Source organism: Rhizobium sp. AG207R (genome assembly GCF_027109195.1).
Taxonomy (GTDB): domain Bacteria; phylum Pseudomonadota; class Alphaproteobacteria; order Rhizobiales; family Rhizobiaceae; genus Rhizobium; species Rhizobium dioscoreae.
This window is the reverse complement of the sequence record NZ_JAEPVT010000012.1, coordinates 216,024-242,489: the sequence shown is the minus strand read 5'-3', so window position 1 is coordinate 242,489 and position 26,466 is coordinate 216,024. Positions and strand designations below refer to the sequence as shown.

Annotated in this window: 30 protein-coding genes and 1 tRNA gene; 20 read left to right on the top strand and 11 right to left on the bottom strand. The window is 59.4% G+C overall.

Features of this window, described 5'->3' with window-relative positions:
- Window positions 1-363 precede the first annotated feature (363 nt).
- The 5 genes from JJQ51_RS26810 to JJQ51_RS26790 all read left to right on the top strand — a co-directional run bounded on the left by JJQ51_RS26810 (window position 364) and on the right by JJQ51_RS26790 (window position 5,369).
- A complete protein-coding gene (locus JJQ51_RS26810; RefSeq protein WP_113329034.1) occupies window positions 364-1,677 on the top strand; it encodes a L,D-transpeptidase family protein in 1,314 nt (437 codons plus the stop codon).
- A gap of 175 nt (window positions 1,678-1,852) precedes the next feature.
- Entirely contained in the window at window positions 1,853-3,151 is a 1,299-nt protein-coding gene (gene glyA, locus JJQ51_RS26805) for a serine hydroxymethyltransferase (RefSeq protein WP_113329135.1), read from the top strand.
- Window positions 3,152-3,160: 9 nt separating this feature from the next.
- Window positions 3,161-3,637 carry a transcriptional regulator NrdR gene (gene nrdR / locus JJQ51_RS26800; protein ID WP_015339425.1) on the top strand — a complete coding sequence of 159 codons (477 nt, stop codon included), beginning with the start codon at window positions 3,161-3,163 and terminating at the stop codon, window positions 3,635-3,637.
- 2 nt (window positions 3,638-3,639) lie between these two features.
- A complete protein-coding gene (ribD, locus tag JJQ51_RS26795; protein WP_269245520.1) occupies window positions 3,640-4,749 on the top strand; it encodes a bifunctional diaminohydroxyphosphoribosylaminopyrimidine deaminase/5-amino-6-(5-phosphoribosylamino)uracil reductase RibD in 1,110 nt (369 codons plus the stop codon).
- Window positions 4,749-5,369 (top strand): riboflavin synthase, encoded by a 621-nt coding sequence (locus JJQ51_RS26790; RefSeq protein WP_113329032.1) that lies wholly within the window; start codon window positions 4,749-4,751, stop codon window positions 5,367-5,369. Before ribD ends, JJQ51_RS26790 begins: the two co-directional genes overlap by 1 nt.
- Window positions 5,370-5,415: 46 nt before the next feature.
- Here the strand turns inward: JJQ51_RS26790 and JJQ51_RS26785 are convergent, their stop codons facing one another.
- From JJQ51_RS26785 to JJQ51_RS26775, 3 genes are read right to left on the bottom strand one after another with little or no spacing between them, the layout of a single operon-like run.
- Entirely contained in the window at window positions 5,416-5,898 is a 483-nt protein-coding gene (locus tag JJQ51_RS26785; RefSeq protein ID WP_113329031.1) for a GNAT family N-acetyltransferase, read from the bottom strand.
- Between the two features lie 20 nt (window positions 5,899-5,918).
- Complete coding sequence (locus tag JJQ51_RS26780; RefSeq protein WP_145320482.1) at window positions 5,919-6,437, bottom strand: GNAT family N-acetyltransferase; 519 nt, start codon at window positions 6,435-6,437, stop codon at window positions 5,919-5,921.
- Window positions 6,438-6,474: 37 nt separating this feature from the next.
- A complete protein-coding gene (locus JJQ51_RS26775; RefSeq protein WP_152096039.1) occupies window positions 6,475-6,984 on the bottom strand; it encodes a cupin domain-containing protein in 510 nt (169 codons plus the stop codon).
- A gap of 199 nt (window positions 6,985-7,183) precedes the next feature.
- Here JJQ51_RS26775 and JJQ51_RS26770 point away from each other — a divergent pair, with 199 nt between their 5' ends.
- The 3 genes from JJQ51_RS26770 to JJQ51_RS26760 all read left to right on the top strand — a co-directional run bounded on the left by JJQ51_RS26770 (window position 7,184) and on the right by JJQ51_RS26760 (window position 10,512).
- Entirely contained in the window at window positions 7,184-7,639 is a 456-nt protein-coding gene (locus JJQ51_RS26770; RefSeq protein ID WP_069616248.1) for a 6,7-dimethyl-8-ribityllumazine synthase, read from the top strand.
- Window positions 7,640-7,642: 3 nt separating this feature from the next.
- Window positions 7,643-8,125: a transcription antitermination factor NusB gene (nusB, locus tag JJQ51_RS26765; protein ID WP_047627120.1), complete on the top strand. Its 483-nt coding sequence runs from the start codon at window positions 7,643-7,645 to the stop codon at window positions 8,123-8,125.
- A gap of 248 nt (window positions 8,126-8,373) precedes the next feature.
- Window positions 8,374-10,512 (top strand): sodium-translocating pyrophosphatase, encoded by a 2,139-nt coding sequence (locus JJQ51_RS26760; protein ID WP_113354712.1) that lies wholly within the window; start codon window positions 8,374-8,376, stop codon window positions 10,510-10,512.
- Between the two features lie 79 nt (window positions 10,513-10,591).
- Here JJQ51_RS26760 and JJQ51_RS26755 read toward each other — a convergent pair whose 3' ends face one another.
- The gene (locus JJQ51_RS26755; protein ID WP_069616250.1) at window positions 10,592-11,101 is read right to left on the bottom strand and encodes an outer membrane protein assembly factor BamE; all 510 of its coding nucleotides are present in this window, start codon (window positions 11,099-11,101) and stop codon (window positions 10,592-10,594) included.
- Window positions 11,102-11,381: 280 nt separating this feature from the next.
- Here JJQ51_RS26755 and JJQ51_RS32855 point away from each other — a divergent pair, with 280 nt between their 5' ends.
- The 8 genes from JJQ51_RS32855 to JJQ51_RS26715 all read left to right on the top strand — a co-directional run bounded on the left by JJQ51_RS32855 (window position 11,382) and on the right by JJQ51_RS26715 (window position 17,893).
- On the top strand, window positions 11,382-11,939 hold the full coding sequence (locus tag JJQ51_RS32855) for a ubiquinol-cytochrome C chaperone family protein (RefSeq protein ID WP_069616334.1): 558 nt from the start codon (window positions 11,382-11,384) through the stop codon (window positions 11,937-11,939).
- A 9-nt stretch (window positions 11,940-11,948) separates the two neighbouring features.
- Window positions 11,949-12,506 (top strand): YceD family protein, encoded by a 558-nt coding sequence (locus tag JJQ51_RS26745; RefSeq protein ID WP_269245519.1) that lies wholly within the window; start codon window positions 11,949-11,951, stop codon window positions 12,504-12,506.
- A 102-nt stretch (window positions 12,507-12,608) separates the two neighbouring features.
- Window positions 12,609-13,655 (top strand): phosphate acyltransferase PlsX, encoded by a 1,047-nt coding sequence (gene plsX, locus JJQ51_RS26740; RefSeq protein ID WP_113329028.1) that lies wholly within the window; start codon window positions 12,609-12,611, stop codon window positions 13,653-13,655.
- A 19-nt stretch (window positions 13,656-13,674) separates the two neighbouring features.
- Window positions 13,675-14,646, top strand: a complete 972-nt coding sequence (locus JJQ51_RS26735) for a beta-ketoacyl-ACP synthase III (RefSeq protein ID WP_269245518.1) — start codon at window positions 13,675-13,677, stop codon at window positions 14,644-14,646.
- Between the two features lie 107 nt (window positions 14,647-14,753).
- Complete coding sequence (locus JJQ51_RS26730; RefSeq protein ID WP_069616254.1) at window positions 14,754-15,092, top strand: integration host factor subunit alpha; 339 nt, start codon at window positions 14,754-14,756, stop codon at window positions 15,090-15,092.
- A 229-nt stretch (window positions 15,093-15,321) separates the two neighbouring features.
- Window positions 15,322-15,867: a MerR family transcriptional regulator gene (locus tag JJQ51_RS26725; protein WP_069616255.1), complete on the top strand. Its 546-nt coding sequence runs from the start codon at window positions 15,322-15,324 to the stop codon at window positions 15,865-15,867.
- A 341-nt stretch (window positions 15,868-16,208) separates the two neighbouring features.
- A complete protein-coding gene (locus tag JJQ51_RS26720) occupies window positions 16,209-17,315 on the top strand; it encodes a porin (RefSeq protein WP_113329026.1) in 1,107 nt (368 codons plus the stop codon).
- 332 nt (window positions 17,316-17,647) lie between these two features.
- Window positions 17,648-17,893, top strand: a complete 246-nt coding sequence (locus JJQ51_RS26715) for a hypothetical protein (RefSeq protein WP_244557786.1) — start codon at window positions 17,648-17,650, stop codon at window positions 17,891-17,893.
- Window positions 17,894-18,060: 167 nt separating this feature from the next.
- Here the strand turns inward: JJQ51_RS26715 and JJQ51_RS26710 are convergent, their stop codons facing one another.
- Window positions 18,061-18,321, bottom strand: coding sequence for a hypothetical protein (locus JJQ51_RS26710; RefSeq protein WP_112723085.1), 261 nt, complete (start codon window positions 18,319-18,321; stop codon window positions 18,061-18,063).
- Window positions 18,322-18,495: 174 nt separating this feature from the next.
- Between JJQ51_RS26710 and JJQ51_RS26705 the strand changes: the two genes are divergently transcribed.
- Complete coding sequence (locus tag JJQ51_RS26705; RefSeq protein WP_113329025.1) at window positions 18,496-18,906, top strand: BA14K family protein; 411 nt, start codon at window positions 18,496-18,498, stop codon at window positions 18,904-18,906.
- A gap of 87 nt (window positions 18,907-18,993) precedes the next feature.
- A tRNA-Pro gene (locus tag JJQ51_RS26700) sits at window positions 18,994-19,070 on the top strand.
- Between the two features lie 36 nt (window positions 19,071-19,106).
- Here JJQ51_RS26700 and JJQ51_RS26695 read toward each other — a convergent pair.
- Window positions 19,107-19,802 (bottom strand): thermonuclease family protein, encoded by a 696-nt coding sequence (locus JJQ51_RS26695; protein ID WP_113329024.1) that lies wholly within the window; start codon window positions 19,800-19,802, stop codon window positions 19,107-19,109.
- A 93-nt stretch (window positions 19,803-19,895) separates the two neighbouring features.
- Complete coding sequence (locus tag JJQ51_RS26690) at window positions 19,896-20,291, bottom strand: hypothetical protein (protein WP_113329023.1); 396 nt, start codon at window positions 20,289-20,291, stop codon at window positions 19,896-19,898.
- Window positions 20,292-20,527: 236 nt separating this feature from the next.
- Here JJQ51_RS26690 and JJQ51_RS26685 point away from each other — a divergent pair, with 236 nt between their 5' ends.
- Together JJQ51_RS26685 and JJQ51_RS26680 are read left to right on the top strand one after the other, a co-directional pair.
- Window positions 20,528-20,740: a hypothetical protein gene (locus JJQ51_RS26685; protein ID WP_113329022.1), complete on the top strand. Its 213-nt coding sequence runs from the start codon at window positions 20,528-20,530 to the stop codon at window positions 20,738-20,740.
- A 224-nt stretch (window positions 20,741-20,964) separates the two neighbouring features.
- Entirely contained in the window at window positions 20,965-21,987 is a 1,023-nt protein-coding gene (locus tag JJQ51_RS26680) for an extracellular catalytic domain type 1 short-chain-length polyhydroxyalkanoate depolymerase (RefSeq protein ID WP_246661063.1), read from the top strand.
- 68 nt (window positions 21,988-22,055) lie between these two features.
- Here JJQ51_RS26680 and JJQ51_RS26675 read toward each other — a convergent pair whose 3' ends face one another.
- The 4 genes from JJQ51_RS26675 to JJQ51_RS26660 form a co-directional block, all read right to left on the bottom strand.
- Window positions 22,056-22,346 carry a helix-turn-helix domain-containing protein gene (locus JJQ51_RS26675; protein ID WP_145631470.1) on the bottom strand — a complete coding sequence of 97 codons (291 nt, stop codon included), beginning with the start codon at window positions 22,344-22,346 and terminating at the stop codon, window positions 22,056-22,058.
- A 64-nt stretch (window positions 22,347-22,410) separates the two neighbouring features.
- Window positions 22,411-23,646: a glycosyltransferase family 4 protein gene (locus JJQ51_RS26670; RefSeq protein ID WP_152096043.1), complete on the bottom strand. Its 1,236-nt coding sequence runs from the start codon at window positions 23,644-23,646 to the stop codon at window positions 22,411-22,413.
- On the bottom strand, window positions 23,643-24,905 hold the full coding sequence (locus tag JJQ51_RS26665) for an O-antigen ligase family protein (protein ID WP_152096044.1): 1,263 nt from the start codon (window positions 24,903-24,905) through the stop codon (window positions 23,643-23,645). The genes JJQ51_RS26670 and JJQ51_RS26665 overlap by 4 nt, the downstream gene beginning before the upstream one ends.
- A complete protein-coding gene (locus JJQ51_RS26660) occupies window positions 24,902-26,458 on the bottom strand; it encodes an undecaprenyl-phosphate glucose phosphotransferase (protein ID WP_269245517.1) in 1,557 nt (518 codons plus the stop codon). Before JJQ51_RS26660 ends, JJQ51_RS26665 begins: the two co-directional genes overlap by 4 nt.
- Window positions 26,459-26,466 lie beyond the last annotated feature (8 nt).

Below are 26,466 nucleotides of genomic sequence, written 5' to 3'. Positions count from 1 at the left end.
CGGCTAAGCCATTGACGCAAGATCAGGACACGCTATGAACCACGCGCAGCTGTGGTATTTTAGCAAATGCAGTTTGGCTTTTCTTTCGCACTCGCGCGGCAAAGCAAGTTTCATGCCGTGAGACACGAATTGGCCATATTGCTATGACAGCGGAAATCGACTGCAGGCAGCGTTCTCGAAATACGATCTTCCGACCTGAAGATCTTGGCTTCGCGATATTGTGATAGTTCGTGGCCAAGTTTTTGGTGGTGCATTAAGGGAACGGATTGATACTGAGCCACGTTACTTGGCGCAAGCTTGCGCTATTTACTGCTTCCTCTCTAGGCTGCGCATGATTGGATCGCAGCGTTGAATGGTTAGGATATGTCGAAGAAAAACGGAATTGAACCCTTTTCGCGCCGCGCTTTCCTGCGGTCGGCTGCAACTCTTGGCGCTGCCGCACTGGCTGCTCCGGCTCTCGCGCAAAACGCGACCCCACTGGAAGCGCTGATCAACGACCGTTCTCGCGGCAATTGGGATGATCAGTTCGACGCCAAGGCTGCGGCGCGCACCGCCGCTGCTGTTCAGTCGAACACGCCAATTCTCGGGCCAGATTCCGTATCGAATATTCAGCAGGCGATCGCGCAATATCAGAGTATTGCCGCCAACGGCGGATGGCCGCAGATCAATCCGACAAGCCAGCAGCCGCTGCAGCTCGGTGTGACCGATCCGGCGGTACAGTCGCTGCGCCAGCATTTGATGATCACCGGCGACCTGCCGCGTGAGGCTGGTATCTCCTCTGCCTTCGACTCTTATGTCGACGGTGCGGTCAAGCGTTTCCAGGCCCGTCACGGACTGCCGGCAGATGGCGTCCTGGGCGATTTCACGCTGAAGGCGATGAACATCCCCGCCAATGTTCGCCTGCAGCAGCTCAACACCAATCTTGTTCGCCTCCAGACGTTCCCGTCCGACCTCGGCCGTCGTCACGTCATGGTCAACATCCCGGCGACACGTGTCGAAGCCGTCGAGGATGGCCAGGTAGCGTTGCGCCACCAGGCGATCGTGGGCCGTGAATCGCGGCCGACGCACATCATCAATTCGAAGATCTATGAGGTCATCCTCAACCCGTACTGGACGGCGCCGCGCTCCATCGTCGTCAAGGACATCGTGCCCTTGATGCGCAAGGACCCGACCTACCTGACGAAGAACAACATTCGCCTTCTCGACGGCAAGGGCCAGGAAGTGGCCCCCGAGACGATCGACTGGAATTCGGACAAGGCGCCGGACCTGATGTTCCGTCAGGACCCGGGCAAGACGAATGCCATGGCATCCACGAAGATCAACTTCTATAATCCCAATAACGAATACATGCACGATACGCCCGAGCAGGGCCTCTTCAACAAGCTAATGCGTTTCGACAGCTCGGGCTGCGTGCGCGTCCAGAACGTACGCGACCTCGCAACCTGGCTGCTGGCTGAAACGCCAGGCTGGCCGCGTCAGCACATCGAGCAGGTTATTTCCACCCGCGTCAACACGCCGATCAAGCTGGCGACCGAAGTGCCTGTCTATTTCGTTTATATTTCGGCCTGGAGCGCCCGCGACGGCATCGTCCAGTTCCGTGACGACATCTATAATCTCGACGGCAATTCCCAGTTGGCGCTCAATACGACTGAGGGCATGGAGCAGCCGGTTCAATAATCGGCATTCCAATTGCAATTCTTATCGAAGCCGCGTTTTCGGACGCGGCTTTTTCGTGTGTCGGTGTCAGCTATCGTAGTTTGCCCAGCAAATGTCGCTGGTCGTATTGCTCTCCGGCGACCCGGGCGCTAATACCGTCTGCATTGCCGTTCCGGCCCGTTCAGGAGCTTTCACGATGACCAACGCGTCCACCGAACCCTTCTTCAATCGCTCGCTTGCCGACACCGATCCGGAAATCTTTGGCGCGATCGGCAAGGAACTCGGTCGCCAGCGGCACGAAATCGAACTGATCGCCTCGGAAAACATCGTCTCGCGCGCCGTTCTGGAAGCGCAGGGCTCGATCATGACCAACAAATATGCCGAGGGATATCCGGGCAAGCGCTACTACGGCGGCTGCCAGTTCGTCGATATCGCCGAAGAACTCGCCATCGAGCGCGCCAAGAAGCTGTTCGGCGTCAACTTCGCCAACGTTCAGCCGAACTCCGGTTCGCAGATGAACCAGGCCGTCTTCCTTGCGCTTCTGCAGCCGGGCGATACCTTCATGGGCCTCGACCTGAATTCGGGCGGTCATCTGACGCATGGTTCGCCGGTCAACATGTCCGGCAAGTGGTTCAACGTCGTGTCCTACGGCGTGCGCGAAGGCGATAACCTGCTCGACATGGATGAAGTGCAGCGCAAGGCCGAAGAGCACAAGCCGAAGCTCATCATTGCAGGCGGCACAGCCTATTCCCGTATATGGGACTGGAAACGCTTCCGCGAGATCGCCGACAGCGTCGGCGCCTATCTGATGGTCGACATGGCCCACATTGCCGGTCTCGTCGCCGGCGGACAGCATCCGTCGCCGTTCCCGCATTGCCATGTCGCCACCACGACCACGCACAAGTCGCTCCGCGGCCCGCGCGGCGGCATGATCCTCACCAATGACGAGGATCTGGCAAAGAAGTTCAACTCGGCCGTCTTCCCGGGTCTCCAGGGTGGCCCGCTGATGCACGTCATCGCCGCCAAGGCCGTTGCCCTCGGCGAAGCGCTGCAGCCCGATTTCAAGGACTATGCCGCCCAGATCGTCAAGAACGCCAAGGCTCTGGCTGAAACGCTGATCTCCGGCGGCGTCGACGTCGTCTCTGGCGGCACCGACAACCACCTGATGCTGGTCGACCTGCGTAAGAAGAACGCCACCGGAAAGCGTGCGGAAGCCGCACTTGGCCGCGCTTACGTCACCTGCAACAAGAACGGCATTCCGTTCGACCCCGAAAAGCCTTTTGTCACCTCAGGTGTCCGCCTCGGCACGCCGGCCGGCACGACGCGCGGCTTCAAGGAAGCCGAATTCCGCGAGATCGGCAATCTGATCATCGAAGTGCTCGATGGCCTGAAGATTGCCAATTCCGACGAAGGCAATGCTGCCGTCGAGGCTGCCGTGCGTGAGAAGGTGGTCAAGCTCACCGACCGCTTCCCGATGTACGGCTACATGGGCTAAGGAGAGCGCATGCGCTGCCCTTACTGCGGCTCAGAAGATACCCAGGTCAAGGACTCGCGCCCGGCGGAGGACAATACGTCCATCCGCCGTCGGCGCATTTGTCCGGATTGCGGCGGCCGCTTCACCACCTTCGAGCGCGTGCAGCTGCGCGAGCTCATGGTTATCAAAAAGACAGGCCGCAAGGTGCCGTTCGATCGTGACAAGCTGGTGCGCTCTTTCGAGATCGCGCTACGCAAGCGTCCGGTCGATCGTGACCGGATCGAGCGTGCCGTGTCTGGTATCGTCCGCCGCCTCGAAAGCTCGGGCGAAACCGAAATCAGCTCCGAGCAGATCGGTCTGCAGGTGCTGGAAGCGTTGAAAAGTCTCGATGACGTCGCCTTCGTGCGCTACGCCTCCGTCTACCGCGATTTTTCGCATGCGGAGGATTTCGAGCACGTGATCGACGAGATCAACGCCAAGATCGCCCGCGATCCGCTGGACCCTTGACCATGGTGTTGCGGCCTGAAGACGAGCGTTTCATGGCCGCGGCCATCCGCCTGTCGCGCCGGCATCTGGGACTGACCTCCACCAATCCGTCCGTCGGCTGCATCATCGTCAAAGATGATGTAGTCTTGGGCAGCGCTGTGACAGCGCTTGGCGGGCGGCCGCATGCCGAACCTCAGGCGCTGGCCGAGGCGGGGGAGGCGGCGCGGGGCGCTACCGCCTATGTGACGCTGGAACCCTGTTCTCACTACGGCAAGACACCGCCCTGCGCCGAGGCGCTGATTACCTATGGCGTGGCACGCGTCGTCATCAGCGTCACTGATCCCGACCAGCGCGTTTCCGGGCGTGGCATCGCCATGCTGCGCGATGCGGGCATCGAGGTCGACGCCGGCATTCTGGAGGCGGAAGGCAGGCGGTCTCTCGCCGGCTATCTCATGCGCCAGACGAGAAACCGGCCCTATGTGACTCTCAAACTTGCCGTTTCCGCCGATGGCATGATCGGCAAGACGGGCGCGGGACAGGTTCGCATTACCGGCGATATCGCGCGCGCGCAGGTCCAGATGCTGCGCGCCGAAAGCGACGCCATTCTCGTCGGCATAGGCACGGCGATATCAGATGATCCAGAATTGACTTGCCGGCTTCCCGGCCTGGAGGATCGTTCGCCGCTCCGTATCGTCATCGATGGCGAACTGCGGCTGCCTCTCGGCAGCAAGCTGGTCCGGACGGCCCGGCAGTATCCGGTGATCGCAGTTGCCGGCCATCCGCCGTCCTTCGATGACAATACCGATGCTGCATTCCTCGGACGGCGCGCGGCGCTCGATGCTGCTGGTGTCGAGGTATTGCAATCCAATTCCAGCGAGCCGGGAGAGCTGCTGGAGGCGCTGGGTACGCGCGGCATCTCGTCCCTGCTGGTGGAAGGTGGCGCCAGGACGGCGCAGCGCTTTCTCGACGCCGGGCTCGTCGATCGCATTCTGCTGTTCCGGGGGCCGGCCGATATCGGCGAGGGCGGTATTGAATCGCCGGTCCTCAAGTCCAATATCCCAGCTGATTTTATGCATGTCGGCGAGAGCCGCTTCGGCGACGATCTCTGCGACGAATACGAGAGAGGTTTTTGATGTTTACCGGAATTGTCACCGACGTCGGCACGGTCGAATCCATTTCCCCGATGCAGGAAGGCATCAAGCTGCGCGTTGCCACCAATTACGATCCGGCGACGATCGACATGGGCGCATCCATCTCGCACGCAGGCGTCTGCCTGACAGTGACCGGATTGCCGGAAGAGGGCAGCAATGGACGCTGGTTCGAGGTCGAGGCTTGGGAAGAGGCTCTCCGCCTGACGACCATCGGCAGCTGGGAGGCCGGGGCTAAGATCAATCTCGAGCGTTCCCTGAAGATCGGCGACGAGCTTGGCGGCCACATCGTGTCAGGCCATATCGACGGCAAGGCGGAAATCCTATCGGTGACATCAGAAGGCGAGGCCACCCGCTTCCGCCTGCGCGCGCCGGAGCATCTCGCAAGATTCGTGGCGCCGAAGGGCTCGGTCGCGCTTGATGGCACCTCGCTCACGGTCAATGCCGTCGAGGGTACGGAATTCGATGTGCTCCTGATCCGCCACTCCCTGGAAGTCACCACCTGGGGCGAGCGCAAGGCTGGCGATTTCGTCAATTTCGAAGTCGACACCATGGCCCGCTACGCCGCTCGTCTGGCGGAATTCCCTGTCGTCCGTGAGGACTGAGTGTTACAGGCTCGCTGCGGCGGGGCGCCGGCCGCGCCTCGGCGACTTACGCGAGCATTTTTTCCATCAGGAAGTTCGAGAAGATCTGGCCGCGCTTTTCTACCTGTTGCGCGGTCACGACGACAAAGCCCTTGCGCTCGAAGAAGGGGCGGGCCGTCAGGCTCGCCTCGGTGAAAATCCGTTGAAAGCCTTGAACGCGTGCAGCCCTTTCGACGGTTGCAAGCAACAGGCTGGCGACGCCTTTTCCCTGATAATCGGGCGAAACGAACATCATATCCAGGCAACCATCCGATTTCAGATCGGTAAAGCCGATGGGTTTCGAACCGTCCATCGCAAGCCAAGTCGGCCGGCTCGCTCGATATTGTGCCCATTTTTCTGCATCATCGACCTTCGCCCAGGCAGCGATCTGGGCCGGGTTGTAGTCCTTGGACGCCACCTCGCGAATGGCTCTCAGGAAAATATCGATCGTGGCTTCGGCGTCATCCGGTTCGTAAGATCTGACGGAAAACCTGTCCTGCAGAGCCGGCATGATAGTTCTCCCCGCAACGCCTAACGTTCGAATAGGACGTTGGACCTGTCCTTGAGCACGAGTTCGCCGATACGGCGGAAGCCGATTTTTTCGGCAACCCGTATCGACGGCAGGTTCTCGAAATCCACGATGCAGGTCATGCGACGGCCTGCGAACAGTCTGTCCGCCCAGGCAATCGCCGCATTCATGGCTTCCGTAGCATAGCCCTTGCCCTGCATCGGCGGCGTAATGCCCCAACCGGCCTCCAGCGTGCCTTCCGTCATCGGCGTCATGTCGCGATGCAGGTCGAGGAAGCCCACTTCGCCGATCAACCGGCCGCTTTGGCGTTCCTCGACGGCAAAGAAACCGAAGCCGAGATGATGCCATAGGCCGGCATAGCGTAACAGTCGGGCCCAAACCTGCTCGCGTGTCGGCATCTCGCCGCCGATGAAGCGGACAATCTCCTTGTGCTTCCAGAGCTCGAGGAATTCGTTGAAATCATCAAGCGTATGGCCGCGCAGCAGAAGCCGGTCAGTCGTCAATGTTGGAATGTGGGTCATCGGGTCAGGTCTTTGCCGAAAATGTTTTTGGTGATGGTCAGTCGTCCGAGGCGCCGGGCTCGCCGTCCCAGTAGTCGAGGTTGGTGGCAGCGGCGCGGCCGATGGCGCGGAACGCCGTCTTGCCGCCGCTATAAGTTTTGGCCAGGAACTTGCCGGAATCGGGATATTCCACGATCTCGGTCCGCGCCTTCGTTGAAATGGCGAGATAGGTGAGCACGCTGGGGCCGATGTTGATCAGCTGGTGTGCCGTTTCCGGGCCGCCGGCCGGAGCTCCAAGAACATCGCCCTTGCTAACCGTGATACGCTGGTCGCCGAAGCGGTATTCGCCTTCGCCGTCGAGAATGACGAACATCTCCTCCTCGACATGATGATTGTGAAATGGACAGCCGGATTTGCCCGGGGGCACCTCGTTGTAGCTGATGCCAAGCTGCTTCAGCCCGAGCTTCGCCCCGAAGGACGTGTCGCTGCCGGCAAAGAAGCTGCCTTGCTGCCAATGTTCCAGTTCAAGCTCGCCGACATTGATGGCGGGTGTGGATTTCTCTGTCATGAACCTCCCCCTCGCAGGCTGCAAATTATTACCGAAGCGGTTGCGTGTGCGAAAGCCACAATTTCCGCGGTGCGCCGATCATTTCCAAATAGGGTCGGAATCGGGCCCGCGCCATTGAAAAACACTTGCCAAGCGAGGCTCGCCGTGATTTGACCCGGGCCTAACAAGGTGCCGCGCCCTCTCAAATTGCAGGTGATGTATGACCAGCTCTTCCAACGCTCATATCCTTATCGTCGAAGCTCGCTTCTATGACGATATGGCCGATGCCCTGCTCGACGGCGCCAAGGCCGCTCTCGATGAGGCAGGCGCGACCTATGACGTCGTTACCGTCCCCGGCGCGCTGGAGATCCCTGCGGCAATTGCCATGGCGCTCGATGGCGGCGACAATGGTAATGTGGTTTATGACGGCTATGTGGCTCTCGGCATGGTTATCCGCGGCGAGACCTATCATTTCGATATCGTCGCCAATGAATCCTCGCGGGCTCTGATGGACCTGGCCGTCAGCGAATCTCTTGCGATCGGCAATGGTATCCTCACCGTCGAGAACGATGAGCAGGCATGGGCGCGTGCGCGCCGTTCGGACAAGGACAAGGGCGGTTTCGCTGCCCGTGCGGCGCTGACCATGATCGCGCTGAAAGAGAAGTTGGGTGCATAATAGATGAGCAATCAGGATAACGAGCGACCGGCCAAGCCCGCCAACCAGCGGGGTGCCGCACGTCTTGCGGCGGTTCAGGCGCTCTATCAGATGGATATCGGCGGAACCGGCGTTCTGGAGGTGGTGGCTGAATACGAGGCCCACCGTCTCGGGCAGGAGCTGGATGGCGAGACCTATCTGAAGGCCGACGCATCCTGGTTCCGCTCCATCGTGTCGGGCGTCGTGCGTGAGCAGACCCGGCTCGATCCGCTGATTGGTTCCGCGCTTCAGGATGACTGGGCGCTGTCGCGTCTCGACAGCACCGTGCGCGCTATCCTGCGCGCCGGCACTTTCGAGCTTATCGACCGCAAGGACGTGCCGGTCCCGGTCATCGTCACCGAGTATGTCGAGATTGCGCATGCCTTCTTCGAGGAGGACGAGCCGAAGCTCGTGAATGCCGTGCTCGACCGAATCGCCAAGCAGGTTCGCGGCGAAGCGAAGAAATAGGCTTCGCCGGACGTTCAGATCGCGATGTAACGCATTTTCGTTTTCTTCGTTCGCGCCTGATTTCATCTTCGAATATTCTTTTGAACCTCCTGCGGGTGTTTTACCCGCGGACGGTCTTGACGCGACGTTTTCCCGCCATCAATCTCGCAACTGCACATCAGCCGATCTCCTGGAGGAGGGGACCGATCGTTGTCGCAGGCGGCCGGGGGAGGAGTAAACCGCCGGCTTTTTTGGAGGGAAAAAGCGAAATGTCGATTCTTTTAGGAGTGATCGCATGCGGACTGCTCTCGGTCATCTATGCCGTATGGGCAACCCGGTCGGTGCTCGCTGCCGATCAGGGCAATGCCCGCATGCAGGAGATTGCCGGGTATATTCGTGAAGGAGCGCAAGCCTATCTGGCGCGCCAATATAGAACCATCGCCATCGTCGGGATCATTGTTTTCATCGCGGCCTGGCTCCTCTTGTCGGCCGAAGCCGCGTTCGGCTTCCTGATCGGCGCAATCCTCTCAGGCGCCGCAGGTTTCATCGGCATGCATGTCTCCGTGCGCGCCAATGTTCGTACCGCGCAAGCCTCGTCGCAGAGCCTGTCTGCAGGCCTCGACATTGCGTTCAAGTCCGGTGCCATCACCGGCATGCTGGTTGCAGGTCTCGCCCTGCTCGGCGTCTCCATCTACTTCTATGTGCTTACCGGCATCCTCGGTCACGAAGCGGGTTCGCGTGACGTGATCGATGCGCTTGTCGCCCTTGGTTTTGGCGCCTCGCTGATTTCGATCTTCGCCCGTCTTGGCGGCGGTATCTTCACCAAGGGGGCCGATGTCGGCGGCGACCTCGTCGGCAAGGTCGAGGCCGGCATCCCGGAAGACGATCCGCGCAATCCCGCCACGATCGCCGACAATGTCGGCGACAATGTCGGCGATTGCGCCGGCATGGCAGCCGACCTGTTCGAGACCTATGCGGTGTCCGTCGTTGCGACCATGGTTCTCGCCGCCATTTTCTTCGCCGGCTCCCCGATCCTCGGTTCTGCCATGATCTACCCGCTGGCGATTTGCGGCGCCTGCATCATCACCTCGATCATCGGCACCTTCTTCGTCAAGCTCGGTGTCAATGGCTCGATCATGGGCGCTCTTTATAAGGGCCTCATCGCGACCGGCGTGCTGTCGATCGTCGGTCTGGCCGCAGCCACCTCGCTCACCATCGGCTGGGGTTCGATCGGCACCGTTGGCGGCTTCGACGTTACCGGCACGAAGCTCTTCACCTGCGGTATCGTCGGTCTCATCGTCACGGCGCTGATCGTCGTCATCACCGAATACTACACCGGCACCAACAAGCGGCCGGTCAATTCCATCGCCCAGGCGTCGGTTACCGGTCACGGCACCAACGTCATTCAGGGCCTTGCCGTCTCGCTGGAATCGACGGCATTGCCGGCGATCGTCATCGTCGGCGGCATCATCGCCACCTACCAGCTCGGCGGCCTGTTCGGCACGGGTATTGCTGTTACCGCCATGCTCGGCCTTGCCGGCATGATCGTCGCGCTCGATGCCTTCGGTCCGGTGACGGACAATGCCGGCGGCATCGCGGAAATGTCGCATCTTCCGCCGGAAGTGCGCAAATCCACCGATGCGCTGGACGCGGTTGGCAACACGACCAAGGCCGTCACCAAGGGTTATGCCATCGGTTCGGCCGGTCTCGGTGCGCTCGTGCTGTTTGCCGCCTATTCGAACGACCTGCAATATTTCGCGGCGCACGGCGACAAGTTCCCGTATTTCGCCAATGTAGGCACGATTTCGTTCGAGCTTTCAAACCCCTACGTCGTTGCCGGCCTGCTGTTCGGCGGTCTGATCCCCTATCTCTTCGGCGGTATCGCCATGACGGCCGTCGGTCGTGCCGCCGGTTCGATCGTGGAAGAGGTGCGCCGGCAGTTTCGTGAAAAGCCCGGCATCATGCAGGGCACGGAGCGTCCCGATTACGGCCGCGCCGTCGATCTGCTGACCAAGGCTGCCATTCGGGAAATGATCATCCCGTCGCTGCTGCCGGTTCTGGCGCCTGTCGTCGTCTATTTCGGCGTCCTGCTGCTGTCCGGCTCCAAGGCCTCTGCCTTTGCCGCTCTCGGCGCCTCGCTGCTCGGCGTGATCATCAACGGCCTCTTCGTCGCCATCTCGATGACGTCGGGCGGCGGCGCCTGGGATAACGCCAAGAAGAGCTTCGAGGACGGTTTCGTCGACAAAGACGGTACGCGCCACATGAAGGGCTCGGAAGCTCACAAGGCATCGGTGACGGGCGACACCGTCGGCGATCCCTACAAGGATACGGCGGGTCCGGCCGTCAATCCGGCGATCAAGATCACCAATATCGTCGCCCTGCTGTTACTTGCGATTCTCGCCGGCTAAGCGAAGCAGACCGAACGCAAAAAGAAAACCCGCGGGGCGCAGTGCCCCGCGGGTTTTTCGTTGAGATACCGTCCCGGTCTTATTGGCCCGGGTTGAGGTTGTTGAGGAAGTTCCTTGCGCCGTTGACGCCGCTGCCGCTGCCCTGGAGGATCTGCTGCAGGAAGGTGATGTCGCGACCACCGGTCGGGGTCGTGCGGCTGATCATGTCGAAGACCTTGCCGTCCTTCAGCGTGTAGTTGGCTTCCTGCTTCACCACGCCGTCCTTGTCGAAATAGATCGCCAGAATGTTCTGGTCGACCAGCTTCGGCTTCATGAAGGCGACGGCGCGCGTACGCTTCTGGGAGATGTAGTAGAAGACCTCGCCATCGAAGGTTGCGGTGGTGGAAGGCGTGCCGAGCGACAATAGAACCTGTTCGCGGCTCGAACCGACCGGCGCGAGCGCCAGCGACTGCGGGTCAAAGATGTAGCCGTTGTTCATGACCTCGCTGGTCTTGCATCCCGAAAGGCCCATGGTCGCAATCACCAGGGCGATGGCGGCAGCGCTGCTGAAAGTAATGTCAGACTTGAAATACCGTCTGGTCAACGACATCTCATCTCCCCTAATGAATCAATCCGATGGCCGGACGGCCGATATGACCTTGCTGTGCACATCATTGTGGCCTTTCCGCGATGGCAAAAGGCACAATCATGTTGTTCGGCACTCTTCGTCACCGATCATGCACAACGTGACGACGGTAAGGGCTGGAGCCTCGAAGCGGGCACAAACGGCATTGCAATTCGCGCTTGCTTCGGTAAACCAGCTTTTGCGTGGATGCAACAAGGCCAAGCAAAAACGGCGCGCTCTGAGGGAGCCAATTCCGGGAATTTTCATGATTTTTGGGCTCTTCCGTAAAAGAAATCACAATCAGATCATCGTGGTCAGGCAGTATGAGATCCTGACATCCATGGCGCGGCAGCCGGTTTTCTATACCGACTACGAGGTGCCTGATACGGTGATGGGGCGCTTCGAATTGCTGTCTGTCATGATGATCCTGTTCTTTCGCCGCACGCGGTCTTCGGCGACAAGCGGCCAGGAGCTGGCGCAGGAAATCGTGGATGCCTTCTTCGAGGATATCGATTATTCGATCCGCGAGCTCGGTATAGGCGACAACAGCGTGCCGAAGCGCATGAAGAAGCTGGCCGGCATGTTTTATGGACGGCTCGAAAGCTATGCGGGTGCCATGGATAGCGATGATCGCACCGCGCTTGCCGCGGCGCTACAGCGCAACATCTATCCCAAGGCGAATGAAAATGCGGCATCCATGCGTTCGCTGGCCGATTGGATGATGATCGCAGAAGCGCACTTGGCGACCATAACCGAAAATCAGATCGCTACGGGCTCGGCGACGCTGCCAGTGCCAGATAAAGTCGGCCAACGGGCCGGTTAGGAGATAAAAATGAAAAGACACGACTCCGATGAAACGCCGTTCTCCTATCCGGTGAAGGTGGGGCATATCTCCGCCAATCCGGTGGATGTGCGCCTCGAGGCTGACGATCGCGAACTGGCAGGGCTCGCTGCTCTCTGGGATGTTCTCTCGGTCGGCAAGCTAGAAGCCGACCTCAAGATTTCTCGCTGGAAGCGCGACGGCGTGCGCATCAAGGGCAATGTGAAGGCAAAGATCGTTCAGGCTTGCGTTGTCACACTCGAGCCGGTCGAATCTGATATCGACGAGGACTTCGAGCACATCTTCGTGCCCGAGGATTCCAAACTGGCGCGTGCGCCCTCTGTGGATGCCGGAGAAATGATACTTGATCCCGATGGTCCGGATCTTCTGGAGACCTTTACCGGTGACACGATTGATGCCGGCGCGGTCGTTGCGGAATTTGCCGCTCTCGCCATCGATCCCTATCCGCGCAAGCCTGGCGTCGAATTCGAAGCGCATATTGAAGACACGGGCGAAGATGACAGAAAACCGTCGCCCTTCGCTGTTCTGAAAGACTGGAAAAAGGAATAGGCCCCGGTGCCGTTCGAGCACAATTCAGTTGTAACCGGGGGAGAAAACGGTATTTTGACGCCAAATTCGCCCGTCGCGGCGAAGAAAAAGGACTAGGGACGCGTGATCAGAATTTCTCTTGACCTAATGGGTGGCGACTTCGGCCCTGAGGTTGTTGTTCCCGGCGCGGCCAAGGCGCTGGATAGGCATCCCGATATCACATTCGTCATGTACGGACAGAAGGAACGCTGCGAGGCGGTCCTCGCCAAATATCCCAAGCTTCGCGAAAAATCGGTCTTTCACGAATGCGAAGTGGCCATCAGCATGGATGAAAAGCCGAGCCAGGCGCTTCGCCGCGGCCGCTACGTCTCCAGCATGTGGCGCTCGATCGAGGCGGTGAAGACGGGCGATGCTGATGTCGTCGTGTCCGCCGGCAATACCGGCGCGCTGATGGCGATGGCGAAATTTTGCCTCCGCACCATGGCCAATATCGAACGCCCGGCAATCGCGGCGATCTGGCCGACGCTGCGTGGCGAAAGCATCGTGCTTGATGTCGGCGCCACGATCGGCGCCGATGCCCAGCAATTGCTCGACTTTGCCCTGATGGGCGGCGCCATGGCACGCGCGCTCTTCGAGATCGAGCGCCCCACCGTCGGCTTGCTGAACGTCGGCGTCGAGGAAATCAAGGGGCAGGAGGAAGTCAAGGACGCCGGCCGCCTCATTCGCGAAGCCAATCTCGAATCGCTTGAATATTCCGGTTTCGTCGAGGGCGATGATATCGGCAAGGGCACGGTCGACGTCGTCGTCACGGAAGGCTTCTCCGGCAATATCGCGCTGAAGGCGGCCGAAGGCACGGCAAAGCAGATCGGCGCCTATCTGCGCGCCGCCATGTCGCGCACGCTGCTTGCACGCATCGGTTATGTCTTTGCCAAGGGCGCCTTCGACCTGCTGCGCGAAAAGCTCGATCCCAGCAAAGTCAATGGCGGCGTCTTCCTTGGCCTGAACGGCATCGTCATTAAGAGCCATGGCGGTGCGAATGTCGAAGCCTTCGCAGCCGCCATCGATGTCGGCTACGATATGGCCAAGAATGGGCTCACGCAGAAAATCGAAAACGATTTGAAGAGATATCATGCCAAACGGCTGCCCCCTATCGGGCCGGAAGCGGCATGAGAGACGGGGTATACGCAGAATGATCCGTTCAATAGTCCGCGGTTTTGGGGCGGCGCTCCCCAAACGCGTCATGACCAATGCCGAGATGGAGCAGATCGTCGACACGAGCGACGACTGGATCGTCCAACGCTCGGGCATTCGTCAGCGCTACATCGCCAGTGAAGGCGAAACCACGGCGTCCCTGGGCGAGCAGGCGGCACGCGCCGCTCTCGCCAATGCCGGTTTGACGCCGGATGACCTCGATCTGATCATCGTTGCCACCTCGACGCCGGACAATACTTTTCCCGCAACGGCGGTGAATATCCAGAACCGGCTCGGCATGCATCATGGCTTCGCCTTCGATGTCCAGGCCGTCTGCACCGGCTTCGTCTATGCGGTGACCACGGCTGACGCCTATATTCGCGGCGGCCTTGCCAAGCGCGTACTCGTCATCGGCGCCGAGACATTTTCCCGCATCCTCAATTGGACCGACCGCACGACATGCGTCCTCTTCGGGGACGGTGCCGGCGCGCTGATCCTGGAAGCTGGCGAGGGAAGTGGTGCCAATAGCGATCGCGGCGTGCTGACGGCAAGCCTGCGCTCCGACGGTTCGCACAAGGACAAGCTTTATGTCGATGGCGGCCCGTCAACAACGGGAACCGTCGGCGTTCTCCATATGGCGGGTCGTGAGGTCTTCAAGCACGCCGTCGGCATGATCACCGACGTCATCCAGGCCGCATTCGATGCAACGGGCACCACGCCCGACGATCTCGATTGGCTCGTGCCGCATCAGGCCAATCGCCGCATCATCGACGGCTCCGCCAAGAAGCTCGGAATTGCTCCCGAGAAGGTTGTGGTCACCGTGGACCTTCATGGTAACACATCGGCTGCATCAATTCCGCTTGCGCTCGCCGTTGCGGCAGGTGATGGACGAATCAAGAAGGGCGACCTGGTGATGCTGGAGGCTATGGGTGGCGGCTTCACCTGGGGCGCGGTCCTGCTGCGCTGGTAGTGCCACATCTCTAAAAGCCGTTCCGAACAAGAGCTTGACCGTTCGGCGCAACGGCAATAGTCTCGCGAAACTTGAAGAAGATTACGCAGCAATATGGGCGGGGAGCTATGACGGGCAAGACAGTGACGCGCGCAGACCTAGCGGAGTCGGTATTCCGGAAAGTCGGTCTCTCCAGAACGGAGTCGGCGGAGCTCGTCGAGACTGTGATCGATGAAATTTGCAACGCCATCGTGCGTGGGGAAACGGTAAAGCTCTCCTCGTTTGCGACATTCCAGGTGCGTGACAAGAATGAGCGCATTGGCCGCAATCCGAAAACCGGCGAGGAAGTGCCGATCTCTCCGCGGCGTGTCATGACCTTCAAGGCGTCGAACGTCCTCAAGACCCGCATTCTGAAAGCACATGCGAGCCGCAAGGCGAAGGCCAAGCCGGTAAATCCTGCCTCCTGATCCATCCTTATGATTTCTGTTTTCGCTCGACCGCATGCCTTGTCGTGCGGTCGCTCCAGTGCATCTTCTGTGTTGATTTGTCGCCAGCCTGTGCAGCGGCTGAAGATGTGACTTGAATTTCCACCGCCAAACCGTTGAAATATGGTGAGTCGTATCATGGAACGATACGAATGCCGACATCCGCTTTGCGTGATCCGGCCAAACGGCGCTGCATGCGCAGTGTGGGAGTATGATGATGGACAAGAGCCCGGATGCATTTCGCACGATCAGCGAAGTCGCGGAAGACCTTGATCTGCCGCAGCATGTCCTACGGTTCTGGGAGACCCGGTTTCCGCAGATAAAGCCGATGAAGCGGGGCGGCGGCCGGCGCTACTATCGCCCCGAGGACGTCGACCTGCTGAATGGTATCCGCCATCTCCTTTACGATCACGGCTATACGATTAAGGGTGTTCAGAAGCTTCTGAAGACCAACGGCAACAAGTTCGTCATCGCTGTTGGGCATGGTGATCTGGCCAGTGTGGAGGCGCTTGCGGCGGCCCAGGAGCCTGCCGCCATGGAGCCCCGCGTCGCCTCCGCCAATTCCGACGAAGACCAGATCGTCGGCCGCGCCAAGGCGCCGATCAGCCGCCGTTTCTTCAATTTCGTCAGTGGTGACGATGGCGTGCCTGACGTCTCCATCGGCAAATCGAGTGTCGGCAAGGAAGATCGCGCTTTGCTTCAGGAGACGCTTTACGATCTTCTGGAATGCAAGCGTCTCCTCGATCAGGTGCGATAAGACTGCCCGCGCCCCGGGTCGCAGGTGTTGGGGATTGCGTTTAAAGCATATTATGTTGCAGGTGTATGCATTCTCTTGTCCGATGCATGTTTCGGCTACCTGTGGTGCGTTCGTTTTGTCATTGCGACCGGCATGTGACATTTTTGTCACGTCTGCCACTCTTCTGCGTTGTAGGAATTAGTTCGTCAGCCTTATTAACTTGCTGGGGCAAGCTCACGGGTTCAGTTTGACGGCGAAGCTTATTGCTTCGCCCTGTTTGAGGGGAACAGTCAGGCTATGGAGGGGCACGCTGTTGTCTGCCGGGAGACTCCATCTCTGACGGATAGTCGAATGGAGACACCATGAACATCAAGAGCCTTCTTCTTGGCTCCGCCGCTGCCATCGCCGCGGCGAGCGCCGCCCATGCCGCCGACGCCATTGTCGCTGCGGAACCCGAACCGCTTGAATATGTCCGCATCTGCGATGGATATGGCACAGGCTATTTCTATATTCCCGGCACTGAAACCTGCCTGAAAATCGGCGGAAAGGTTCGCACGGAGGGCGAGTGGTATGACGCCTATAATCCGCGCAGCAAGGTCGGCACGCTCTGGCATGAGCGTGTGGAGCTCAACGTCGATACGGCGACCGACACCGAATACGGGCCGTTGAAGACCAACACCATCTTCCGCTGGGAGTGGAACGATGGGGGCGCGACATCCTCGAAGCTGCTGTTTGCCAATATCAGCCTCGCCGGCTTCACGGTGGGTAAGCTCGATTCGCAATTCAATCTTTACGCCGGCTATGCTGGCGATGTCATCAACGACGACGTGATCTATGACGGCCCGTATGAACTTAATCAGCTGACCTATAAATACGAGCCGGACAATGGCTTCTCGGCTATGATCTCGCTGGAAGACTCCAATTCCACCTCCGACGGTGAGGCCTCCTACGGTGCCGGCTGGTGGACGGACGACAAATCCAACCACTATGCTCCCGACGTCGTGGCTGGCCTCGGCTATAAGGCAGGCAACTGGGGCATCAAGGTTGTCGGTGGCTATGACTCCATCGTCGAGGAGGGTGCCATCAAGGCTCGTCTCGACGCCAAATTCGGTGGCGTGGAAGCCTTCCTGATGGGGGGCTGGAATACGGACGGCGACAAGCTGAACAAATATGCAGGCACGAACCAGGACATCTCGGCCTGCACGAGATCGAACGGCACTGTGAATGCCGCCAAATGCGGCTGGGGTGACTGGGCGCTCTGGGGCGGCGTCGGCGTCCCGGTCAACGACAAGCTGAAGTGGAACCTGCAGCTCGCCTATACAGAGTCGAAGATGTTCGAAGCGACCACAAACCTCAAGATCTATCCGGTCAAGGATTTCCTGGTCGAGCCGGAACTCACCTATGTGCACTACGACTACATCAAAGATGATACGGTCGCCGGCATCCTTCGTTTCGAACGGAACTTCTGATCGAAAACACGCCCGCCGTCTTGATGGGCTGCGGGCGTGCAAATCGGATATGAGGGCCCCGTCTCAACGGGGTCTTTTCATTTTGCGCTATGCTGCTATCCGGTCGTTAAGCACGATGCCATCCTTGCGTGCAGTTTTGCCACGATTTGACGGATTTTCGCGCGATGCTTGATAAGGTTGGCTTGCTAAAGCTTACCTTTGGCTGTATTTCGCTTTCCGGGGTTGTATCCTAAATTGCCGGAGGGAATATGCGCATACGTGCCACGATGGCGGCGAGCCTTGTCGCTATATCAACCATTCTATCGAGCTGTCAGACACCGCAGGAATCTGCAATGAATGCGGAAATGACCTGCCAGTCGCAGGGCTTCCGTCCAGGTACGCAGCGTTATAACCGCTGCGTCGGCGCGACCTACCAGTCCAATCGCGCTCAGGCGCAACAGGCTGAAAACCAGGCTGCTGCCCTGGCCGCCGCCGGCATCATCGGCGGCGTTCTCGTCGGCGCCGCTGTCAGCGATAATCATCATCACCGCGGCTATTACGGCCGACCCTATTACCGTCGGTGCTACCGCTGCTGGTAAGCGTGCTTTTATCTGCATTCCAACACGCTCCGTCGGCTCACGCTGACGGAGTTTTCGTTTCAGGCCAACGAATCTCCAGAGCGGCTCCAGGAGACTGCAGCGATTTTCCGTCCAGAGATGTGGAAAGACAAGTGGATGGGCGTTTTCGCGTTTCGAAGAAAACGGCTCTAGTCTGGCGGGCTCATTTCCTGGCGGTTCACGAGCTTCACGCTTCGGTCCGGCTGGACAATATAGGTTTCGATAACATCCTGGCCCCACTGGTTCGTGAAGTGATGCTGGAATTGCGATCCGGGAGGCGATTTCGTCAATTTCATATGCGGCTGGCCGCCATAGGTAATGCTGCCCGGGATGGGCTGCACCGATTCCGTCGTATTGCACGAGGAAAGCAGCGGTGCACATAACAGGAGAGTCATTATATAAGGCTTCATTGCTTTGACTTTCCGCCCACTTTCCGTCTTGCGATATCCGTCGCACATAAAGACGGAAGGGCATCTATGAGTGTGGCTCCAAATCACTATATACAGATAATGACGGCGTGCTCGGCAGCAAGGTTGTTGTGCAGATTTACTTGATTGCGCCGCCGGATTTCGAAGGAGTCGCATATGTTTACGATTGCGAGATCGATAACTGCCGCAGGCTTTGGTCTTTTGCTGGCGGCCGGTGCCGCCATGCCGGCGAATGCCGTCACCATGCCGACCCTGACCGTGCCTGCAACCGGACAGTCGGACATCATCCAGGTGCGCGATCACGGTCATGGCCACGGCCATTGGCATCATCACCATAATCGTTGGGGCAGCGGCCATCGGCTGCATGGCTCGGACAGCTATTATGACGACGATTCGGATAGCGGCGTGCTCTTTAAATCCTTTGTGACCGGCACGCTGTTCAACAGGCAGGGCTCACAGAGCTATTACGGCGTTCATGCGCGTGACTGCGCAAGCCGCTACCGCTCTTATCGCGCCTCCGATAACACCTATCAGCCGAGCCGCGGACCGAGGCAGCTGTGCCGTTGAAACGGCAACTTTTTCTGAGCAGGCCGACACTTTTCGCTTGCGTCGGGAAACGCTAAACTCTAAACGAAACAAGCCGTTTCGGCAGGTCGGGGCGTAGCGCAGCCCGGTAGCGCACTTGACTGGGGGTCAAGGGGTCGCTGGTTCGAGTCCAGTCGCCCCGACCATTTATCTCCTTGAACTCCCAATCGAATTTCTGAAAGTCAGCTGCACCAGGACGACGCCTGGCCGGTCCAGCGGCGTGCGAGACCTTCCGACACCATCTGATCGCCGAGCGAGCGCCCCGCGCGCATGGCAATGCGCAGTTTGCCGCCATTCGGGTCGTCGCGACGGCTGCTGCCGGAAAGCACGAAGCTTCCGTCATTGAGAATGGCCTGCAGGCGCAGTTTCGCGGCTACGCCTCTCTGTCTTTCGCTCGGGCAACGCGCGGCACCGGCGTCCGGTACATCGATATCGGCCAACTGAATCCGGATGCCATCCTGCCAGAAGGTATTGCCATCGACGACGCAGTTCGTTCCAGAGCCAGCGCCGCATAGCACGAAACGACCGCCGGACTGCGCACGCAGGCTGGGTATCGGCCGTTCGACCGGTATCTTGTTAACCGGCATCGCCACAGGAATGGCGGCAGGCGGTACCGGCAGGGCGGATGTCGCGCGCGGCTCCGAAGTCACTGCTGCCGTCTTTATTTGCGGTTTTGCCGCTGGCACCGGTGCTTCCCGAGCCATATGCGGCATGCCTGCGACTGCGCCGGCATGCGCCAGCATCGACGGCATGTCCTTGCGATGCTGATAGGCGTAGATGCCGGCTATCGTTGCCAGGCCGACAACACCCCATAGCCACATCGAATTGCCCGCCTTGGATTGCGGCCTGCGCCGCGTGCGTCGTTTCGCTTTCGCCATGGTATCATCCCTCAATTGCGAGGGGGATTATCGCCGCCATTTCTTACCGATCCGTTGGCTTTGGCGGCGATCATGAACTGCGATGGGGCAGGGCTATTTCGTGGCCGCCGTCGGCGGCTTCAGTTTCACCGCCATCGTCACCTGTCCGTTGATGGAAAGTCTCGTGCCGCGATTGTCTGGATTGTTGACCGAAGTATTGCTCGACAGAGCACTGATCTCGCAGGCATCGGCAATCGTGTCGAGCAGGCTGGCGCAGCTGCTTGCGGCAAACTTATAGAAGGATTTCAACGCCTTCTCCTGCTGCTCCTCGCTGTCACCATCTGTCATGGGATAGGAGATCGATATTCCCGATTGCACGGAAATATATCCTTCGGGTGGCTGGCGAGGGTTGCGCAGCGGAAGATTCGAAAAATTCTGCGCGAGGGCGGGCAGGGCCGCCGCTGCAAGCGTCAAGCTGAGAGCAGCCCGGATCAGAAATCTGGTCATCATTATGCCTCCGTTTTTTCCGCTTATTGCAGATGCGGATAAAGGCTTGGTGATGCACTAACTTAAAATTGTACCTTCGATCGAATTTCCGTAAAATCTGCGAATCAGAAATGCGTCGGCCGAAATGCTTCCTTGCCAACCCCACGCGCAAGGCGCATAGTCTAATCCTATCGTCGGGAATAAAACGGGTGCCGGCGAAGTACTGCGTGCTTCTGCCCCACGGACAATGAGACGCGCAAATGCTGGACACACCTATCCATCCACGAGATCTGCCGCTGTTTTCAGACGATCTGGACCGACTCGAGAAGGTGCTTGATACGGTCTGCAAGGATCGTGGCATGAGCCCGCAAAGCCTCGAAGCAGAGCGCCTCGGCGCATTGATTATTCAGCTTTATCGCCAGGGCGTAAAGGACGACGCGAAGCTTCTCGCGCTTGCACGGGCTTATTTCTGACGCAGCTGCGTTTTTTTGTGGCCGAAAATCTAATCGATTTAAGCTGATTTCACATAGCAGCAATGATGCTTTGTGCCTGTTCGAAGCGGGTCGGCCTCCCTATATTTGCTGCGTTGCACAAAGAGATTCGATTTTTCGATGTCACTGATTCTGGAAAGGAACAGTGCGCGTCAGCCCGCAGCGGAGGAAAAAACCGGCCGTGGCTGACGTGGATAGAAAGGTCCATGATGAATTTTAAAGTTCCGAGCCGGCTTCGCCGCTTGCTCGTCGATTCCGTCGAGCTGCCGCAGCTCAAATTTCCGATGATGCAGCCGCAATCGCAGCCGTCGCGCCGTCGCGTTTCCACGCGCCCGTCGCCGCAGCGGCTGACGGAAGTTTTGTGGTTTGGCCGCAATCCCGGCGATTTGCGCATGCTCGAATATGTGCCCCCGGGGGTAAAGGGACCGATGCCGCTTGTCGTTGTCCTGCACGGCTGTCATCAGAATGCCGAGGATTTCGACCGCGCGAGCGGGTGGACCGCACTTGCGCGCCAGCACGGATTTGCCGTGCTTTATGCGGAGCAGAAGGCATCGAACAACCCAAATCTCTGTTTCAACTGGTTTCGCCCGAGCATGGTCACGCGCGATCGCGGTGAGCTCGGATCCATCAGAGAAATGATTGATTTCAGCCGCCGCCTGCATGCGATCGACGATAGCAGGATTTTCGTCATGGGCCTCTCGGCCGGTGGCGCTATCGCAGCTGCATTGCTCGCGACCTATCCGGAACTCTTTGCCGCAGGCGCCATCATCGGCGGCCTGCCTTTCGGCGCTGCCCGCGATGCCATATCGGCGCTTGACGTCATGAAGCGCGGCTCAAGCCGCCCGGCGGAAAAATGGGGCGAGCTCGTTCGCGAAGTTTCCCCCGAAGCTGCTCGCTATCCCGTCGTCTCCATCTGGCATGGCGATGCCGATAATGTGGTGTCTTTCGCCAATGCCGAGGCATCCGTGGCGCAATGGCTGACTGCTCGCGAGCGTCCGCGCACCAAGGGTCGGTTGCGTCTCTTCGAAGGTGGCGAGCGGCGCGAATGGCGCGACGACTACGGCCATATGATCCTGGAGCTCGTGACGCTGACCGATTTCGGGCATGGCCTGCCGGTTGGCTCCATTGTTGAAGGCTGGGAGCCGGCAAACAACACCGAGCGCTACATCCTGCCTGCAGCCCTCTCTGCGCCCGAAGAGCTTGTCAAAGGCTGGAAGCTCGCGGCCTGAGGCAGATCGCAAGACCTAAGGCCTGAAGGCGAAGCGGCGCTGGGAGATTTCAGGCACTGCGTCAGCCGTCAATCGTCATTGGTGGCATTCAGGTTCTCAGGCCGGACGCCATCATTTTCGGACCAATGCTTGAAGCGAATGCCAGGGCCACCCATGCCGTCACTGCCGCCGGCGAGGAAAAGCACTCCGTGGCTCTCGAGGACGGAGCGAACTGTCGCAAGCGCCCTCATATCCGCCGGGCTTGTCCCTGTTTCCAGCGCTTCGATCGCCGAAACCGGGAGTTTGCTCTCGCTGGCAAGCGTCTCCACTGTCAGTTCGAGCATGGCGCGCGCGCCGCGCAATTGTGCTGAAGTAATCATGAGTTAAGTCTATCGCATTGGCTTGAAAAGCGGAACCGATTTCCGACGAAAATCCTCTGCGAGTTTAAAGGGCAGCCGCGCTTTTCTCCCGGTCCTCGCGCTTATTATCCAAACTGGAATTTGCTACCAATTCCAGCGGGGCAGGGGTGGGGTAGCCGAGCAGGTCGTGATAGATCTTCTCGGTCGCATCCGCCATGCCGGCGAGCGTATATCCATCCTTACGGCGACGGGCTTCGGCAGTAAAATTCGCCAGCAACGTCGGATCGCCAAGACGTGCCATCGCGGCCGCCAACGCTTCCGGATTATCGCTGTTCGGCACGATGTAGCCGTTCTTGCCGTGCTCCAGCACCGTGCGCGCGCCACCGACATCGGCAAGCAGCAGCGGCTTGCCCGCAGCTGCGGCCTCCAGCATCACATAGGACATCGCCTCATAGCGGCTTGGCATGACGACAACATCGAAGGCGTCGATGGCCGTCACCCCCGGTACGCTGCCATCAATGCGGGCGCGATCTTCAAGCCCGGCCGCCTTGATCATCTCCCTTGCAGTGTCGGCCAGCTCACCGATCCCGATCATCAGCAGATGGGCTTGCGGCAATTGGGCTGCTATCCGTGCAAAAGCCGCGACCAGGCGCTCAGGCGCCTTCTGTTGCGTCATTCTGCCAACGAAGCCGAAGAGCAAAGCTTCCTGAGGAATGCCGTATCGTCTGCGGATGGCTGCTCGCTGGCTGAGGGGAGGTGCGTTGACGCCGTTGACCACGACCCGCAGGCGTTTTTCCGGGATGCCGAGCGACAGGGCGTGATTATATTCATCTTGCGAAACGCAGACCAGGCGATCGGTCAGCCACGTCCCGAGAAAGCGCTCGATACCGCCATAGATCAGGCGGCCTTTCGCACCGAGCGTCGGGTCCATGGTGCGGAAGGCATGCGGCGTGTAGAGAACGGGGACATGGCGCCCCGGCAAACGCAAGCGCGTTAACGCGCCGGCTTTCGAGCTATGGCCATGGATAAGATCAAACGGCCCATGACTGGCCGCGATCTTGCGCAGTTGCCACCATGCAGTCAGATCCCAGGCGCCGGGCGCGCGCCGCATGCCAAGCGGAATGACATTGTCCAGGCCGATATTTTCCAGTTCTGTGACGAAAGCGGGCTCTGCGCGCACCGGGGAATAGACAGCGGTCACGGAATGGCCGCGATGCTGCATGGCCCGGCATAAGTCGAGAAAATGTCGCCCGGAGCCACCGCCGCTCGGCTCGAGAACCTGCAGCAACGACAGGCGTTTGACGTTGGTGCGAATGTTCACGGCGCAGCTTTCCTTTTGTTCAGGTCACGCTGATACTTTTGCTCCAGGGCGCCGCAGCCCCAGACGATGCCGATCAGCATGTAGAAATGGCGCCAGTGGTCGGTATCGATGACGTTGCCGATGCCGACATGGCCGAGAATGACGATCCAGGCGATCATCAGGCAGGGCTGCCAGGGACGCTCCCTCAGGAGGTTGCGGAAGCCGATATAGATGGTCCAGCAGATCATGCTGACCCAGGTGACGAAGCCGAGCCAGCCATAAGTGGTCAGTGTCTTTAGCCAGGTATTGTGTTCGTCCTCGCGGAAGATCTGACCGAAGACCAGCGGCCCGATGCCGAAAGGCCGTTCCATGGACATTTGGAAGCCGATGCTGTGGCGTTCGAAGCGGCCGAGATGTCCGCCGTCATAACTCTGAACCAGCTGCAAGCGCGTCGAAAACAGGTCGCTGACCTGGGGAAATTGCAGCGCAACGACGAGCAGAACGACCATGAGGATGATGGCCGCCAGCGACATCACCAGGATCCGCAGCCGGAAGGTATTGCTGCGGTGCTTCAGCAGCATGCAGAAGATCAGCATCACCGAGGCGAAGGCGAAGAGGGCCCAAGCGGCGCGGGAGAAAGACAGGAAAATACCGAAGGCGAGCACGAACAGGCATATGCCTTTGATCGGCGCTTTCTTCAGGTCACCGATGAGCAAGCCGTGCATGAGGTAAAGGCTTGGCGCCACGAGATAGGGGCCGAAGACGTTCGGATCCTGGAACGCACCCATGGCGCGATCATAGCGGGTGAAGATGTCGAAGCCCGGCACGGCGTGGAAGTAGCCGAGGATGCCGAGGCTCGCGGTGATCAGCGCCGCCACGACCCATGTATTGAAGATCAGCTTCAGCCGCTTTTCGTTGTCTTCGGTGATGGCGGCATAGAAGACGGAACTCAGCGCCAGGAAAGTGGAAACGGCGATATAGATCGGACCGGCGAGATGATCGCTGGCGGCGAGATCATGCATCTGAGTGATCGACAGCATGCCGCCGATATTGAACAGCAGGAACAGCGCCAGCAGTGGCGCGACGCTGCGCGAGATTTTGAGCCCGAGAATGAACCAGGTACCGATCAGAAAAGCGAGCCACAGCTCGTAGGGTGCCGGCTCGGCGATGACGAAACCCGACAGAAACACGCCGACAGCAACGCTTGCTGTGCCGACCAGCCGCATGGCGGCAAGCTGCGGCTGCGCGACGCGGGGCGATGGCAGGTCCAGCGTGGTCAATAGGCGTTTTCCGTATTGAGCAGACGGAACGGCGTCAGGAACAGGATCTTCAGATCGAAGAGCAGCGACCAGTTCTCGATGTAGTACAGATCGTAAGCCGTGCGGAACTTGATCTTGTCGTCGCTGTCGATCTCGCCGCGCCAGCCGTTGATCTGCGCCCAGCCAGTGACGCCGGGCTTGACGCGATGGCGCGCGAAATATCCTTCGACGACGTCGGCATAGGTGCGGTTATGGCTGGCGGCCAGAACGGCGTGGGGGCGCGGTCCCACAAGCGAGAGGCTGCCGAGCAGCACGTTGAAGAGCTGCGGCAACTCGTCGATCGATGTCTTGCGGATGAAGCGGCCGACGGGGGTCACGCGCGGGTCGTTCTTGGTCACGGCATTGCGCGCCGAGGGATCGCTCATATGGGTGTACATCGAGCGGAACTTGAACACGTTGATAATCTCGTTGTTGAAGCCGTGGCGCTTCTGCATGAAGAAGATCGGCCCTCTCGAGGTTGCCTTCACGGCAATTGCGGCGCCGAGCATGATCGGCCAGAGCAACGCAAGTGCGACCAGGCTGAAGAAGATGTCGAAGATGCGTTTGGCAACGCCATCCCAGTCACGGATCGGCTTGTTGAAGATGTCGAGCATCGGTACGGCGCCGACATGCGAATAGGCGCGGGGGCGGAACCGCAGCTTGTTGGCATGGGCGGCAAGACGAATGTCGACGGGTAGCACCCAAAGCATTTTCAGCAATTGCAGAATGCGATCCTCGGCGCTGATCGGCAACGCGATGATCAGCATGTCTATGCGCACGAGCCGGGCGAATTCCACCAGTTCCGATACCGTGCCCAGCTTCGGGTAACCGGCGACCATGACTGGCGAGCGCTTTTCGCCGCGATCGTCGAAGATGCCGCAGATACGGATATCGTTGTCGGGCTGATGCTCGAGCGCGCGGATGAGCTCCTTTGCCGGTTCGCCGCCGCCAACGATGACGGCGCGTCTTTCCATGACGCCGTTACGGGCCCAGTGGCGGATACCGTAGGCGAAAAGCAGACGGGCGACGAGGAGGAAGCCTGCACCCGCCGCAAACCAAAGGCTGAGAAGTGAGAGCGAATAGATATTGTTGATGTCGAAGGGGAAGAGGGCGATGACCATGACCGCGAAGGCGGCTGCCCAGGATCCCAGTATCCCGTGCAGGAAGTGATGCGGCGAGCGCAAGACCGGTATCTGATAGGCATCCGCAATCTGCAGGAAGACGATGGCAAGGCCGCAGAGGGCGATCGTCACCACGGCCTTCGACAGGAAGGGATGATTGTCCGACGTCCCGAAGAGGAGGATCGCAAGCCCGAATGCGAGCAGCGACAGAAATTCGAACAGCCGGTATTGTCCGACGATGATTGCCGGGGACTGGTTGGTTTCGCGAAGCTGTTCGGCGATTTGCCGCGCATAGGCATTCATGCTGTCTGGGCGATCGCTATGAGGCTCGCTGGCACCGCGAGTGCGGATTTCCGAAACCTGTTTGCGAAGATGGTCCAAGTTGAATTGCTCGGACTTTTCGGTAGTGTTCATGGCAACTT

What these genes read in the sequence shown, in the direction of transcription:
- JJQ51_RS26720 (WP_113329026.1), top strand. Translation starts at nt 16,209, where the DNA reads ATGAACATCAAGAGCCTTCTTCTTGGCTCCGCCGCTGCCATCGCCGCG.
- JJQ51_RS26780 (WP_145320482.1), bottom strand. Translation starts at nt 6,437, where the DNA reads ATGACCCACATTCCAACATTGACGACTGACCGGCTTCTGCTGCGCGGC.
- JJQ51_RS26755 (WP_069616250.1), bottom strand. Translation starts at nt 11,101, where the DNA reads ATGTCGTTGACCAGACGGTATTTCAAGTCTGACATTACTTTCAGCAGC.
- JJQ51_RS26775 (WP_152096039.1), bottom strand. Translation starts at nt 6,984, where the DNA reads ATGACAGAGAAATCCACACCCGCCATCAATGTCGGCGAGCTTGAACTG.
- JJQ51_RS26680 (WP_246661063.1), top strand. Translation starts at nt 20,965, where the DNA reads ATGATGAATTTTAAAGTTCCGAGCCGGCTTCGCCGCTTGCTCGTCGAT.
- JJQ51_RS26810 (WP_113329034.1), top strand. Translation starts at nt 364, where the DNA reads ATGTCGAAGAAAAACGGAATTGAACCCTTTTCGCGCCGCGCTTTCCTG.
- JJQ51_RS26735 (WP_269245518.1), top strand. Translation starts at nt 13,675, where the DNA reads ATGATCCGTTCAATAGTCCGCGGTTTTGGGGCGGCGCTCCCCAAACGC.
- JJQ51_RS26725 (WP_069616255.1), top strand. Translation starts at nt 15,322, where the DNA reads ATGATGATGGACAAGAGCCCGGATGCATTTCGCACGATCAGCGAAGTC.
- JJQ51_RS26695 (WP_113329024.1), bottom strand. Translation starts at nt 19,802, where the DNA reads ATGGCGAAAGCGAAACGACGCACGCGGCGCAGGCCGCAATCCAAGGCG.
- JJQ51_RS26660 (WP_269245517.1), bottom strand. Translation starts at nt 26,458, where the DNA reads ATGAACACTACCGAAAAGTCCGAGCAATTCAACTTGGACCATCTTCGC.
- JJQ51_RS26675 (WP_145631470.1), bottom strand. Translation starts at nt 22,346, where the DNA reads ATGATTACTTCAGCACAATTGCGCGGCGCGCGCGCCATGCTCGAACTG.
- nrdR (WP_015339425.1), top strand. Translation starts at nt 3,161, where the DNA reads ATGCGCTGCCCTTACTGCGGCTCAGAAGATACCCAGGTCAAGGACTCG.
- ribD (WP_269245520.1), top strand. Translation starts at nt 3,640, where the DNA reads ATGGTGTTGCGGCCTGAAGACGAGCGTTTCATGGCCGCGGCCATCCGC.
- JJQ51_RS26790 (WP_113329032.1), top strand. Translation starts at nt 4,749, where the DNA reads ATGTTTACCGGAATTGTCACCGACGTCGGCACGGTCGAATCCATTTCC.
- JJQ51_RS26690 (WP_113329023.1), bottom strand. Translation starts at nt 20,291, where the DNA reads ATGATGACCAGATTTCTGATCCGGGCTGCTCTCAGCTTGACGCTTGCA.
- JJQ51_RS26730 (WP_069616254.1), top strand. Translation starts at nt 14,754, where the DNA reads ATGACGGGCAAGACAGTGACGCGCGCAGACCTAGCGGAGTCGGTATTC.
- JJQ51_RS32855 (WP_069616334.1), top strand. Translation starts at nt 11,382, where the DNA reads ATGATTTTTGGGCTCTTCCGTAAAAGAAATCACAATCAGATCATCGTG.
- JJQ51_RS26770 (WP_069616248.1), top strand. Translation starts at nt 7,184, where the DNA reads ATGACCAGCTCTTCCAACGCTCATATCCTTATCGTCGAAGCTCGCTTC.
- JJQ51_RS26715 (WP_244557786.1), top strand. Translation starts at nt 17,648, where the DNA reads ATGAATGCGGAAATGACCTGCCAGTCGCAGGGCTTCCGTCCAGGTACG.
- JJQ51_RS26785 (WP_113329031.1), bottom strand. Translation starts at nt 5,898, where the DNA reads ATGCCGGCTCTGCAGGACAGGTTTTCCGTCAGATCTTACGAACCGGAT.
- nusB (WP_047627120.1), top strand. Translation starts at nt 7,643, where the DNA reads ATGAGCAATCAGGATAACGAGCGACCGGCCAAGCCCGCCAACCAGCGG.
- JJQ51_RS26710 (WP_112723085.1), bottom strand. Translation starts at nt 18,321, where the DNA reads ATGAAGCCTTATATAATGACTCTCCTGTTATGTGCACCGCTGCTTTCC.
- JJQ51_RS26685 (WP_113329022.1), top strand. Translation starts at nt 20,528, where the DNA reads ATGCTGGACACACCTATCCATCCACGAGATCTGCCGCTGTTTTCAGAC.
- glyA (WP_113329135.1), top strand. Translation starts at nt 1,853, where the DNA reads ATGACCAACGCGTCCACCGAACCCTTCTTCAATCGCTCGCTTGCCGAC.
- JJQ51_RS26705 (WP_113329025.1), top strand. Translation starts at nt 18,496, where the DNA reads ATGTTTACGATTGCGAGATCGATAACTGCCGCAGGCTTTGGTCTTTTG.
- JJQ51_RS26745 (WP_269245519.1), top strand. Translation starts at nt 11,949, where the DNA reads ATGAAAAGACACGACTCCGATGAAACGCCGTTCTCCTATCCGGTGAAG.
- JJQ51_RS26760 (WP_113354712.1), top strand. Translation starts at nt 8,374, where the DNA reads ATGTCGATTCTTTTAGGAGTGATCGCATGCGGACTGCTCTCGGTCATC.